The following is a 13,898-nucleotide window of genomic DNA, read 5'->3' on the forward strand; positions in this document are numbered from 1 at the left end:
ATAGCCTCTTCATCAAATAAAATCTATGAAGCAATACAAATTACTGAACAACGTTTTAGGTTGGGTCGTGTTTGTCATATCGGCCGTAACTTACATTTTAACGCTGGAACCAACAGCCAGTTTCTGGGATTGCGGAGAATTCATTTCTTCTGCATATAAACTCGAAGTAGGACATCCGCCCGGAAATCCTATTTTCATGTTAACGGGAAGATTTTTCGCAAATTTTGCCTCTGATCCTACTCAGGTAGCCTACATGATAAACCTGATGTCGGGACTACTCAGTGCAGGCACTATATTATTATTATTTTGGACTATAACTCATCTTGCCCGAAAAATAGTGGTAAAAGAAGGAGAAGAGATGAGTATGGGACAAATGATCGCTATTTTGGGAAGCGGACTCGTAGGTTCTTTAGCTTACGCATTCAGTGATACTTTTTGGTTTTCGGCAGTAGAAGGTGAAGTTTATGCATATTCTTCTTTCTGTACGGCTCTTGTATTCTGGCTCATCTTGAAATGGGAAACTGTAGCCGACGAACCTCATTCTTACCGGTATATAGTACTTATAGCTTATCTTATCGGTATATCCATTGCAGTACATCTTCTCAATTTATTATGTATTCCGGCTATCGTACTGGTATATTACTACAGAAAATTCAAAAATACGAATGCAAAAGGCTCTCTTATAGCTATTGCCATTTCGTTCGCTATAATCGTAATTTTATTATACGGATTGATTCCGGGATTTGTAAAAGTCGCCGGATGGGCGGAACTTTTATTTGTAAACGTATTCGGCGCACCTTTCAATACCGGTGTCATTATTTATTTCTTCCTCGTAATAGGATGCATTTCTTGGGCTATTTATGAAACATACAGTCAAAAAAATAAGTTCCGTTTGCGGCTCTCTTTTTTAATAAGCGTCATTATGGTAGGTATTCCTTTTATAGGAGATAAAATATGGATAGGCATATTGTTATCTATCATTTTAGCTTGTTATCTTTTCTTCAAAGAAAAGCTGCCGGTTCGTGCTTTGAATACTATTTTGGTATCTATCATGGTTATTTTCATAGGTTACTCTTCTTATGCCCTGATCGTGATTCGTTCTTCTGCAAACACGCCTATGGATCAAAACTCTCCTGAAGATGTATTCAAATTGGCAAGTTATCTGAATCGGGAACAATATGGAGATCGTCCTCTTCTGTTCGGAAATACGTTCGTATCGGATGTAGCACGCGACAATAACGGAGCACCCATGTTTAAGGAAGGTTCAGCTATATGGAGAAGAAATATAAAAACCGATAAAAACGAAAAAGACAAATATATAATCATAGACCATAAACGAGATTATATATATACTCCCGAACTGGATATGTTTTTCCCTCGTATGTACAGCAGTAGTCCTCAACATATAGAAGCTTATAAAGAGTGGACTAATTTCAAAGGAAAACCTGTTAAAGTAAAAAATTACCAGGGAGAAACTCATACAGTCTATAAACCTACTTTCGGAGAGAATTTGAAATTCTTCCTCGATTATCAATTGAATTTTATGTACTGGCGTTATTTCATGTGGAATTTTGCAGGACGCCAAAATGATTTGCAAGGAAACGGAGAGGTAAGTAAAGGTAATTGGATCAGCGGTTTTAATTTTATAGATAAACACCTGGCCGGAGATCAGACTAATCTTCCTTCTGAACTGGCAAACAATAAAGGACGCAATGTATTTTACATGATGCCGCTCATATTGGGTCTTATAGGATTATTCTTTCAAGCATATTCGGGAAAAAAAGGTATAGAAGGATTTTGGGTAACGTTCTTCTTATTTTTCATGACCGGTATAGCTATTGTTATTTACCTGAATCAAACTCCTTATCAACCGCGTGAAAGAGATTATGCTTATGCCGGTTCTTTCTACGCATTTGCAATTTGGATAGGTTTAGGTGTAGCGGCAATAAGTAAAGGTCTTGAAAGATACCTTTCTCCGAAAGTGGCATCTTCCATAGCCACCGTACTCTGTCTCATAGTACCTATACAAATGGTAAGTCAGACATGGGACGATCACGATCGTTCGGGACGTTATACTTGTAGAGATTTCGGTAAAAATTACCTTTCCTGTATAGAAAAAGACGGTATTATTTTTACCAACGGAGATAACGATACTTTCCCTTTATGGTATGTACAAGAAACGGAAGGTTATCGTACCGATGTACGTGTATGTAATCTAAGTTACTTGCAAACTGATTGGTATATAGATCAGATGAAGAGTCAAGCTTATGAATCTACTCCTCTTCCTATATCTATGAAAGAATATCAATACGGTAACGGAAAACGCGAATATGCTTACTTATATAACGTTACACAACAACCTATGTCGGTAAGCGATGCAATGAACTTTTTCTTGTCCGATGAAGAATGGACCAAGAAAATACCCGAAGCACAAGGTACTTTCAACTATTTCCCTACCAATGCTTTTTATATACCTGTAGATTCTGCATCTGTATTGAAATCGGGAACTGTAACTCCTGAACTGAAAGACAGTATCGTTAAAAGAATAGATTTGTCATACACAAATAAAAATTCCATGACATTAAACGAAATAGCTATTCTGGATATGATCAATACAAATGCGAAAGAAGGCTGGAAACGTCCTATATATTATGCAGTAACCGTAGGACCGGAAATGTATATGAATCTTAAACCGTATTTCAGCCGTGTAGGATTGGCATATCGTATCGTACCTGTCAAAAATCCGGATGGAGACAGTTCTATCGATACGGAAAAAATGTATGACAATATGATGAACAAATTCGTATGGGGAGGCATTGAGAATCCGAACGTTTATTTAGACGAAAACATAAGAAGAATGTGTTTTACGCTGCGTATGATGTTTGTAGAACTTATCGGCCAGCTAATGGAAGAAGGTAAAACAGATAAAGCATTGAAAGCGTTGGATTATTGTATGGAAAAAATTCCAGGCACGGCAATTCCTCACGACTACATTTCTACTCAATTGGCTATGAATTATTATCAATTGGGACAAAAAGAAAAAGCGAAAAAACTATTGGAAGAGATAGCCGATAATTCTTTCGAATACCTCAAATGGTACACAACTCTTACTCCTAATCAATTGAGATCGATAGACAGAGATGTACAGATCAATCAGTTTATTCTTATAAAAAATGTCATACCTATGTTCATTTCTCAGAACGATCAAGAATCGGCAATGAAATATGTCAATAAACTAAAAAGCATAGGTATAGATCCTACTGCCATGCTGCAACAACAGTAAAAATATAAATATTCGACGAATAGGATATTCTCGTTATAAGAGAGAATATCCTATTTGTTTTAAAAAGTTTTGGTCATGTTGATAGAACAGCCGCCTTATTTATATAGAATGCTTTATCCGGAAACAATATGGCGTATTCCGGTTCCGGGAAAAGAAAAAAATATATATCTTACTTTCGATGACGGTCCTATTCCCGAAGTAACTCCCTGGGTACTTAACTTATTGGATCATTATCAAGTAAAAGCTACTTTTTTTTGTGTGGGAGAAAACGTTGCCCGAAACAGAGAATTATATGAAGAGATAAAATTGCGGGGACATTCTACGGGAAACCATACAATGAACCATATACAAGGTATAAAATATACTACTCAAAACTATGTGAGAAATGTAGAAGCGGCTAATCAACTCATAAAAAGCCAATTATTCAGACCTCCTCACGGTCACATGCGTTTCTCTCAACTCCTCACTTTACAAAAACTCGATTATCATATTATCATGTGGGATGTGGTAACTCGCGATTACAGTAAAAAATTAAACGGAGAAGATGTTTTTAATAACGTGAAGAAATTTGTAAGAAACGGATCTATCATCGTTTTCCACGATTCTCTCAAATCTCAAAAAAATTTACGTTATGCTCTTCCTAAATCAATCGAATGGTTATTAGAAAAAGGATATAATTTTGAACGAATTTTCCCTTAAAAATAAAATCTTCGAACGAGCTTTTGCCTTAGGTTTCTCAGCTTGCGGTATAACCCCTGTAAAAGAAGTCGATGCAGATTGCCGTTTGCATTTCGACAAATGGTTACAGAAGGGTAAAGAAGCCCGAATGCAATATATGAGAAATTATAAAGACAAAAGATTCGATCCTCGATTATTGGTAGAAAACGCTCGTTCTGTGCTTGTAGTAGCCTTGAATTATTATCCCTCTATACACATTCCTGAAAATCATCCTCAATTCGCACTATATTCTTATGGACAAGATTATCACATTGTTCTAAAAGAAAAATTAAATGAATTATTTTCTTATATAAATACACTGACTCCCATAGAAGGAAGAATATTTTGCGATACAGCTCCCATCATGGAACGTTACTGGGCTCAGCAGGCCGGTATAGGATTTATAGGAAAAAATACACAACTGATCATACCGGGAAAAGGATCTTTTTTCTTTTTAGGAGAAATAATTTCTTCTCTCGAACTACCATGGGATACTCCCATGCAAAACAGATGCGGACATTGCAATTCGTGCATCGAACACTGTCCCACACAGGCTTTGATTCCGGGCGATTTTACGACACTTGACTCTAACAGGTGCATATCATACCAAACGATAGAGAACAGGTCTGATATTCCATTTGAAATAGGCTCTAAAATGAATAATAGAGTATATGGTTGCGATACTTGTCAGAAAGTATGTCCTTGGAACAGGTTTTCTATTCCCACAACAATACCGGAGTTTGAACCTTCTTCCGAGTTTTTATCTCTCGATCAAGAGAAACTTGAACATCTGACACACGAAGATTATAACCGCATATTTAAAAAATCGGCTGTCAAACGAATAAAATACGAAGGACTTCTAAGAAATATAAATATACTTCGAAAAAATAAATCAGAGTCCTAATTTCGCCGAAATATCGAGCATTCTCTGAATAGGCAATACGGCCTTTTCTCTTATTTCAGCGTCCACTGTAATTTCAGGTTGCTCATATTTAAGGCAGTTATATAATTTTTCCATCGTGTTTAACCGCATAAAATTACATTCATTGCAAGCACAAGTACTGTCATTAGGCGGGGCGGGAATAAAAATTTTATCAGGATTCTGTTTCTGCATTTCATGCAAAATACCCGATTCCGTAGCTACGATAAATCGTCTTGCTTCAGACTGAGTTGCAAATTTCAATAATGCAGCCGTAGACCCTATTTTATCAGCCAACGTCAATATGACGTTTTTACATTCAGGATGCGCCAATAATAAGGCATCAGGATACTCTTTTTTTAATTCCACTATTTTTTCAACAGAAAATTGTTCGTGTACATGACATGCACCATTCCACAGCTTCATATTACGCCCTGTGACGCTATTTATATAATTCCCGAGGTTTCTATCAGGTCCGAATATAATCTTTTCTTCAACAGGAAAACTTTCTACTATTTGACGGGCATTCGTAGAAGTGACCACTACATCGGTAAGAGCTTTGACCGCAGCCGATGTATTAACATAAGAAATGACCGTGTGTCCGGGATTTTTTTTGATGAATTCGGCAAAGTCGGTAGCATTGCAACTATCGGCTAAAGAGCATCCGGCATTCAGATCGGGAACTAAAACTTTTTTATCGGGACAAAGAATTTTAGCTGTTTCACCCATAAAATGAACTCCGCATAATACGAGAATGTCGGCTTTTGTCCGAGATGCCCATTGAGCTAAAGCCAGACTGTCCCCTACAAAATCGGCTATATCTTGTAAATCTCCCGATTGGTAGTAATGGGCAAGTATCACGGCATTCTTATCTTTCCGCAATCTATCGATCTCTTTTCTCAAGTCTATACCTTCCGGAACAGGGAAATCGACATATCCCTTATCGATGTTCACAATACTCATAATTATATTTCTTCTTTTATTTATTTAAAACTTAAAATAGATGATGATAATAGCTTGTTGATAGTATTGATATCTTTTTTATAAGAACTATTGTATATTAAGTTATTAAGGTTTTATGTCTTTTTATAAAGAGTATATCAACATCTGTTTTCTCTTATTATAAGAGTTTTACCATCATAATTAACTATACGTTAATAAGTAGCAAAGTTAAAAACTTTCTTTTATTTACTGTATGGATAAACCCTTATTTTACAGTTGATATATTCATTTAAAACTTTTGTGTTTTTGATTTGTAATTTAGATTTCTCGTTTCATATAATAGAATATTTTAATTGTCCTATGTTTGATGAGAAAAAGTTATTCTTTATTTATCCGATGTTTTTCACAAGTTATCAGCATACTTTTAATAGGGTTTGCACAAAGAGAAAATTATATCTTTGCAATATATTAAGATGCGTAATATTTAGAGATAATGAAAAAGAAGACTATTTTAGAACTTGATCGAATTTCGCAGGAAGAATTTAAAAAGAAAAATAAGATACCTCTTATAGTGATTCTGGATAATGTAAGGAGTTTGAATAATGTAGGGTCGGTTTTTCGCACAAGCGATGCTTTTTTAGTGAAAGCTGTTTATTTATGCGGCATTACTGCTACTCCTCCTCATCCTGAGATACATAAAACGGCTTTAGGAGCAGAAGATAGTGTCGAGTGGCATTATTTCGAGGATACTAACGCTGCTGTTGATAAATTACATGAAGAAGGGTATATCGTGTATGCCATAGAACAAGTTGAAAACAGTATCATATTATCTGATTTACAGTTGAATAAAGATTGTAAATACGCTGTCGTTTTGGGTAATGAGGTGAAAGGAGTGCAACAAAGCGTTGTTAATAAGTGTGATCAAAGTATAGAGATACCTCAGTTCGGGACAAAGCATTCTTTAAATGTATCGGTAACTGCAGGATTAGTTATATGGGATTTCTTTAAAATGTTGAGATAAATTTTATGTATTAAAGTTGTCCCGATTCTACTAAGATACATATTCTTTCCAGCATTTTGTCGCTCCCTTCCGGTTCCCATTCTTTTTTAAGGCTCACTCCGAACAAACTTCCGAAAGTTTGCCATACATTTGCCCGGAAACCTCCTAAAAAAGCTTTTATAAGATTGAAGGAAGATTGATTACATTCTCTGTCTATGAGTTTTATGAGCAATTTAGCTTGAGAATAGGTGAATGTTTTCAATACGGGTTTATATTCTTTGAAAAGTTCCTTCTCCATACGTTTTAAATGAGCTTTTCTTTCTTTTTCAGGTAGGGTTTGTATATATTCATAAGTTTCTATGAGTGCATTATATACAAGTTTTGCGTAGGGCAGAGTTTTTTTTACATCACGTACGGTTCTCCAGTAGTATTTTTCTTCTTTGCTGTTTTTGAATTTTAACGGGGGGAAACAATAAACAGGTCGCATAAGTACCATCCATACAGTATCTCCGTTTTCTATAATTGTCCTGTACATCTGATTATAAGCTACGGACTGACTATGTATAGGGGAGGTTAACCCGCATAAACATACTATGCTACATATTATGACTACTACTTTCTTCATCAGTTACAAAAATAGTGTATTAGTAAGTATGAATTTTATTTTTTGCATTATTTATTATATAGTTTCAGCTTGTTAATAACTAGTAATTTATCTGTTTATAAGATATTGATTATATTATATAATCAATTGTATATAAGTTTATTATTTTGTTTATTAACAATTAGAGTAAAATAGTTGATATAACAATTGACAATTCGTTTTTGTTACAGAAAAAGCGAATGATTATTTTTGTAGTCGGTAAAAAGGAAAAATATGTCAACTATTCTATTTAGAGAAATTGTTTTCGGACCGGTACATAGTAGAAGATTGGGTGTTTCTTTAGGAGTGAATCTTTTACCCGATGACGGTAAAGTATGTTCTTTCGATTGCATTTATTGTGAGTGCGGATATAATGCCGACAAGCGGGGTAAAAACGGCTTGCCTACTCGGGAGGCTGTGTATAATGCATTAGATGATAAGTTGAAGCTTATGGTCGAAAAGGGAGAAAAACCAGATGTTATTACCTTTGCCGGTAATGGTGAACCTACTTTGCATCCGCAGTTCGAAGAAATAATAGAAGATACTATAAATTTGCGGAATAGATATTTTCCGGAGGCTAAAGTGAGTGTTTTATCTAATGCCTGTCATATAGGAAAAGAGTCTGTCTTCAGAGCATTGAATAGAGTGGATAATAATATATTGAAATTGGATTCTGTATTTTTAGATACTATAAAACTCATTAATGAACCTAATCAACCGAAATTTTCGGTTGATAAGTTAGTTGATAATCTGAAACGTTTTAATGGAAATTTGATTATACAGACTTTATTTTTACGTGGAGAGCATAAGGGTAAAAGAATAGATAATACGACAGATAAAGAAGTGGATGCATGGTTAGAAACCGTAAAACTCATAAACCCTAAACAAGTAATGATTTATAGTATAGATAGAGAGACTCCTGAGAAAAACCTTGTAAAACTATCTAAGGAAGAACTTGAAAAAATAGCTTTGAAAATACGTCAAGCCGGTCTGAATGTTTCAGTTTCGGCTTGACATTATAGTAGAATTTATCTTTGAAAATTAAATAAGCTATAAAACAATGTTTCCGTTGTAAGAAATACCTTGTTTATTGTTCGGTTGTACATGTATGTATGCTCTACCTGACGAAGGCCACATATCTATGGATACCTTGAAAAAATCTTCGTTTCCTCTTATATTGAAACTAACGGCATACTTTCCTTTTTTAAGAGTACGAAGTTTATAATTTTCGTATTTGTTTTTTGCTTTTATTCCTCCTTCTCCGCCACCGTAAGGAACAGAATAAGCTACACCGAAATAAGGAAGTTCTATATATGCCGAATCGTTACTTATTTTTACAGAATAGGGAGAGGTGAGATATACGGTCTTTCCGTTCATGGGAGAAGCTGAAATAACCGATATTTTATATTTTTTATTCTGTATGGCATCTAATATTTTTTTACTCTCTGTTTGTTGTGTTTTTTCTTTCTGAATAGAATTTGCCGATACTGATTTTTTGTTTTGTGCCGTTGCAAAAGTAATGCAGATAGTGGCAGTCATACATAATATTAAAATCTTTTTCATAACAAATTTATTTTAAAACCTGTGTAAATTTTCCGATAAGGAAATATTATCAGGTCAGATTAGTATTTTCACTCATCATATAGCCTGCTGTCATCCTCGTAAAATCAGAAAAAAATTCTCGAAAGGAACTTTTAAATCTGACCCGGGCAAAATTCAAACAGGATCTTAAAGTTCAGGAAAAAAGTCATCAGTTTACTATTAATATTTTGGTAACGACACCTTCTTTTCCATTGCTGGATGAAGCAAATACCAAATATACTCCTGTTTTCACCCTATCTCCGTTTCTGTTCAATCCGTTCCAAACCATTTGGCCGCCTTCCGAATAATCTTGATAAATAAGATTTCCGGTAGTATCGGTAATTTTGACTAAAGATCTTTCCTGTAATCCTGTAATTGTTATAACTCCTGTATAATCAGGACGAACAGGATTAGGAAATGCATATACGTTGGAGAAATCTTCCTTGGGTTCGGTCGCATCGGAACGGTAAGAAACCAATCCTTTTTCAGTTCCGAAAAATACCTCTCCGGTAGTTTTATTTATGGCTATCGAGAGAACATTATTCGAAGGCAATATACTATTGTCCATATTAAAGTGGTGTATGGTTTCAAGACCGTCTTCACTAACCAAATATACTCCCGATGATTGGGTAGCTATCCATTTGCGGTTAGCTCCGTCTACAGCGATATATTGTATATTTTCATCATTTAGAAGTAAATCTGCTGCGTTTGTTCCGTCATTTCTCGGTATTTTTATCCGTGTACACCTAAAATCCGATTGCATGAAATTGTCAGGATTATTTAGTACGATAGGTCCTCTATTCGTTCCTATCCATAACTGTCCGTTTCTGTCTTCTGCAGCACAGATAAAGTCGTTTCCGTCTATCTGTTTATTATCCTGATCCGAAAAAGTCGAAAATTTTCGGGTCTGGTCATCGCTCATATTTTCTAAAGTATTATTCGTATTAAAAGCGAAAACAAAGGATGTTTTAGGAACAATAACCCATTTAGAAGAAGAATGTTTACATAATATTATTTGTTCGGTATATTGTTGTGTTACTATGTCGGGATAATTAAGTTTTATCCAATTTCCGTCTTTTTTCATGACAAGAATACCGGGTGTACTGTAATTTATCATCCACAGGTTTTTAGATGAATCAAAATTCAAACAATTTACTTTATGACTCCATCCACCGGAAATAGGAGAATTATCTTCTGTTCCATTCCAATGGGTGTCATATTGCTTATTTTTGAAACGATATAACCCTTCGAACCATGTTCCTATATAAAAAGTTTCCGGATCTTCCGGATCTTCGGCAATATTGTAAGTCGTACAAAATTTTATATCCGGATGTATGGTCGTAGGGATATTGTCAGTTTCTATATTAGACCATTTATTATTTTCGTAAATCGATATGTGGGAATCTATGTATTGGTCATAAATATTTTTACTGCCTACCCCCTGTGTACTGACATATAATTTGCCGTTGTCGGTCATAGTCAAAAAATAGGGAATATTGACAGTCGAGTAATTGAGGTTGTCTATATTTTTAGATTGCTGGAAAGATTCGTTGCTTCTTTTAAATGCGGCAATGCCTTTTTTATGCAATATCCAATATGTATTTTGTCTATTATTCATACTTACATCTATCGGAATAATATCCGACATATTGTAATCAGAATAAATGATTTCATCGGTTTTGTTATTGTTTTTATCATATACTATTATGTTATTTGTTCCGCAGGCCATATAGCCGGTATTCGTTTCTTTTATAGAGGATATATTACCTTTATTGTAAATAGTGCTAGAATTACTTTCCGTATCGAAGTAAATGATATTTTTATTAGTATCTAACATCCACATTCCGTTTTCTAAAGAAAGCAATTGAGTGCCTTCGGTCGAATAGCATTTTTCCCAATTGTCGAAATCATATAATACATCATCCAATTTACAGCGATAAAGCCCCTCTCCTTGTACCAGACAATAAAAGTATTCTCCCATTACTGCGGCAGAATTAATGGCTTTATTAAAATTATAAGTTGTTTTTATCTCTTTTTTGGGAACATTCAATATAACGATACCGAAATCTGTAGAAAGATATATTTCATCTTTATAGAAAGTTATGTCATTGATATTTTTAGAAGAAGTTATGGCTGTATTTTTTATGTAAGGTATGTTATATACCGATTCCCCTATTATAAGATCTATATTGCTGTTTGTATAAGCAATTGTCAATATATCGTGTTCATCGTTATATTTTATAAGTTTTATATCGTTGTCGAATAATATATTCAACCGGTTCAATTCCCTGAATTCTTCGTCTTCTTTACCATAAGAAAACAAATATCCGTTCGAAAGAAAATATATTTTATCTTTCGTTTCCGTTATTTGTGAAGGTGTAAGAAATACCGGATAAATTTTCCATGCTCCTACTTCTGTCTGGGCGAAAGACAGAAGAGAATAAAGTAATATACCGACAAAAAAGAATAATTTCTTCGTCATAATCGAGGTACTCTTTTTTTATTGTATAGATTGCAAAAAGTTTATAAGTTTCTTTACAGCTAAGGCTCTGTGACTTATTTTGTTTTTTATGTCATTTCCTAACTCTGCGAATGTTTGAGTATATCCGTCCGGTACAAATATAGGATCGTATCCGAATCCTGATTCTCCTTTTTTTTCTGTGATTATTTCTCCTTCTATTTTTCCTTCGAAAAGATATTCGTTGTTACCTGTTATTAATGCTATGCAAGTTCTGAAACAGGCTGAACGATCGTTTTTGCCCTTTAAATTTTCAAGGACTTTTTGCATATTTTTCTCTGAGTTATGATCGTTTCCGGCATATCGGGCCGAATATACTCCGGGTTCGTTATTTAAGGATTTTATTTCGAGCCCCGTATCGTCTGCAAAACAGTCGTAACCGTATTTTTCTTTTATATATCGAGCTTTAATAAGTGCATTTTCTTCTATCGTACTTCCGGTTTCAGGGATGTCTTCATGACAATTTATATCATCGAGGCTTAAAATATTCAATGCATTATCAAGAATGTTCCTGATTTCTTCTAATTTATGCTTATTATTTGTTGCGAAGACGATTTGTTTCATAATAGAATAACTTATTGTATATAACGTTATAAATAAACTTATTATTGTTAGTTCTTTCTGAAACAAAAGTATAAAATATAAAATGAATATTCTATATAATGATTATCTTATTGTTATAGAATAAAATTATCTATTTTTGTTTTTAAAATAGATTTTATGAAATCGATACGGGCATATAAGTTTTTTCGGGAGTTCGGAAATATATTATATAGGAATAAAAATTATTATTATTTTTTGATTGGTATAGGTTTCTATTGGGCTTTATTTTTTACACTATCAGATTTTATATCTATACCATGTTCCTCTTTCAAAGATTATGTAGGTAATGGAATTCAATGGGCTTGCGTTTCGTTTGTCCCGTTTCTTTTTTGGGTATTTGTTTCTATGAACAAATATTTGTTCGCTTTTCTTTTTCCTTTATTCAGTATTGTATGTGCTGTACTTGCCTATTTTAGATATGCTTATAAATTTGTTTTAAACAGTATGATGCTGTATACAGCTTTTAATAACGATGTGCGTATAACGGCAGAGCTTATTTCTCCTTATTTGGTGTTATTTGTACTGATAAATCTGTTTATTTCTTTTTTATTTGTACGGTATCTTTGGAAAATGAAGATATATAAAAAGTCTTGCTTGTTTTCTTTTAATGGTTTCTTAGCATTTTCTCTTTTCTTTCTGATGTTTCAAGGCAACTCCCCTATAAAGAGAATGATAGAGAAGCGTATTCCGGCCAATCTTGTTTTTACTACTCTCGATTATTATAAAGGAAAGGCAGATATAGCTAAAGAGAGAGAACGCTCTTTTGACTATGTGAAATCGGAATGCGATTCTATTACTGTGGTTTTGGTTATAGGAGAATCTCTTCGTCCCGATCATCTTTCTGTAAATGGGTATTTTCGTAAAACTACTCCTAATCTCGATACTCTCGGTGTTATATCATTTCCTAATGTAAATTCTTTATATTCTTATACAAATCAAGCTCTTCCCTATTTAATGACTCGTACCGATACGTTGCATACGGATAGAGCTTATAAAGAGAGGTCTTTTATAGATGTATTCAAGGCCGGAGGGTTTCATACTTCGTGGATAAGTAATCAAGATTCGGAAAAGTCGTATGTTTATTTTATAAATGAAGCCGATACAATTTTTTATGTAAATCGATCTCATGATGTTTATAGTTTCGACCAATGGCTTGATGAAGATATATTACCTTATTATAATCGAATGATAGACTCTGAGTATTCTAAAAAACTGGTAATTCTTCATACTATCGGTTCGCATTGGTGGTATAATTTGCATTATACAAAAAAATATGAAGTATATAAACCTGTTTTGAAGAGTAAGATCATTTCTTATTGTACAGATGAAGAAATCAAAAATTCGTATGATAATACGATCTTATACACCGATTATATTCTTTCTGAAATAATAGATAAGTTAAAAGATAAAAACGCTGTTTTGATATTTGTTTCGGATCATGGTGAGGCTTTAGGAGACGATTCTTTTTATTTACATGGAACCTCTCATCCGGCAATGTTCCGTACGGCAATGTTTGTATGGATGTCTGAAAAATATAAGTCATTGCATCCTGAACATTTGGAGAATGCCTTAAAAAATAAGGATAAATCTTATATGACCGATTTTGTTTTTCCTTCTATTATAGATGCCGGATGTTTGGATACGGATATACTCGTTAAGAGTAAAAGTATTTTTGCAAGTTCGGAATAGCAG

11 protein-coding genes are annotated in these 13,898 nt (G+C 34.0%); 6 read left to right on the forward strand and 5 right to left on the reverse strand.

Features of this window, described 5'->3' with window-relative positions; translation table 11 throughout:
- Positions 1-25 precede the first annotated feature (25 nt).
- From AC0UMU_RS07535 to queG, 3 genes are all read left to right on the forward strand, one after another.
- Positions 26-3,283, forward strand: a complete 3,258-nt coding sequence (locus AC0UMU_RS07535) for a DUF2723 domain-containing protein (protein WP_022600057.1) — start codon at positions 26-28, stop codon at positions 3,281-3,283.
- A 75-nt stretch (positions 3,284-3,358) separates the two neighbouring features.
- Entirely contained in the window at positions 3,359-3,982 is a 624-nt protein-coding gene (locus AC0UMU_RS07540; protein ID WP_022391216.1) for a polysaccharide deacetylase family protein, read from the forward strand.
- Positions 3,963-4,904 carry a tRNA epoxyqueuosine(34) reductase QueG gene (queG, locus tag AC0UMU_RS07545; RefSeq protein ID WP_022391215.1) on the forward strand — a complete coding sequence of 314 codons (942 nt, stop codon included), beginning with the start codon at positions 3,963-3,965 and terminating at the stop codon, positions 4,902-4,904. Before AC0UMU_RS07540 ends, queG begins: the two co-directional genes overlap by 20 nt.
- Here queG and nadA read toward each other — a convergent pair.
- Positions 4,893-5,882: a quinolinate synthase NadA gene (gene nadA, locus AC0UMU_RS07550; RefSeq protein WP_022391214.1), complete on the reverse strand. Its 990-nt coding sequence runs from the start codon at positions 5,880-5,882 to the stop codon at positions 4,893-4,895. The genes queG and nadA overlap by 12 nt on opposite strands.
- A 472-nt stretch (positions 5,883-6,354) precedes the next feature.
- Between nadA and AC0UMU_RS07555 the strand changes: the two genes are divergently transcribed.
- Positions 6,355-6,882, forward strand: coding sequence for an RNA methyltransferase (locus tag AC0UMU_RS07555; protein ID WP_288639974.1), 528 nt, complete (start codon positions 6,355-6,357; stop codon positions 6,880-6,882).
- 10 nt (positions 6,883-6,892) lie between these two features.
- Here AC0UMU_RS07555 and AC0UMU_RS07560 read toward each other — a convergent pair whose 3' ends face one another.
- Positions 6,893-7,486 (reverse strand): DUF4294 domain-containing protein, encoded by a 594-nt coding sequence (locus AC0UMU_RS07560; protein WP_022391212.1) that lies wholly within the window; start codon positions 7,484-7,486, stop codon positions 6,893-6,895.
- A 252-nt stretch (positions 7,487-7,738) separates the two neighbouring features.
- Between AC0UMU_RS07560 and AC0UMU_RS07565 the strand changes: the two genes are divergently transcribed.
- Complete coding sequence (locus AC0UMU_RS07565; RefSeq protein ID WP_022391211.1) at positions 7,739-8,518, forward strand: radical SAM protein; 780 nt, start codon at positions 7,739-7,741, stop codon at positions 8,516-8,518.
- A 36-nt stretch (positions 8,519-8,554) separates the two neighbouring features.
- On the opposite strand, the gene AC0UMU_RS07570 is transcribed toward AC0UMU_RS07565, so the two are convergent.
- The 3 genes from AC0UMU_RS07570 to AC0UMU_RS07580 form a co-directional block, all read right to left on the reverse strand.
- Positions 8,555-9,067, reverse strand: a complete 513-nt coding sequence (locus tag AC0UMU_RS07570) for a DUF4251 domain-containing protein (protein ID WP_122303709.1) — start codon at positions 9,065-9,067, stop codon at positions 8,555-8,557.
- Between the two features lie 187 nt (positions 9,068-9,254).
- A complete protein-coding gene (gene porZ, locus AC0UMU_RS07575) occupies positions 9,255-11,567 on the reverse strand; it encodes a type IX secretion system anionic LPS delivery protein PorZ (protein WP_278714827.1) in 2,313 nt (770 codons plus the stop codon).
- Between the two features lie 18 nt (positions 11,568-11,585).
- Positions 11,586-12,167 (reverse strand): non-canonical purine NTP diphosphatase, encoded by a 582-nt coding sequence (locus AC0UMU_RS07580; RefSeq protein WP_022600066.1) that lies wholly within the window; start codon positions 12,165-12,167, stop codon positions 11,586-11,588.
- Between the two features lie 156 nt (positions 12,168-12,323).
- Between AC0UMU_RS07580 and AC0UMU_RS07585 the strand changes: the two genes are divergently transcribed.
- The gene (locus AC0UMU_RS07585) at positions 12,324-13,895 is read left to right on the forward strand and encodes a phosphoethanolamine transferase (protein WP_278714823.1); all 1,572 of its coding nucleotides are present in this window, start codon (positions 12,324-12,326) and stop codon (positions 13,893-13,895) included.
- Positions 13,896-13,898 lie beyond the last annotated feature (3 nt).

Source organism: Coprobacter fastidiosus, assembly GCF_982245605.1.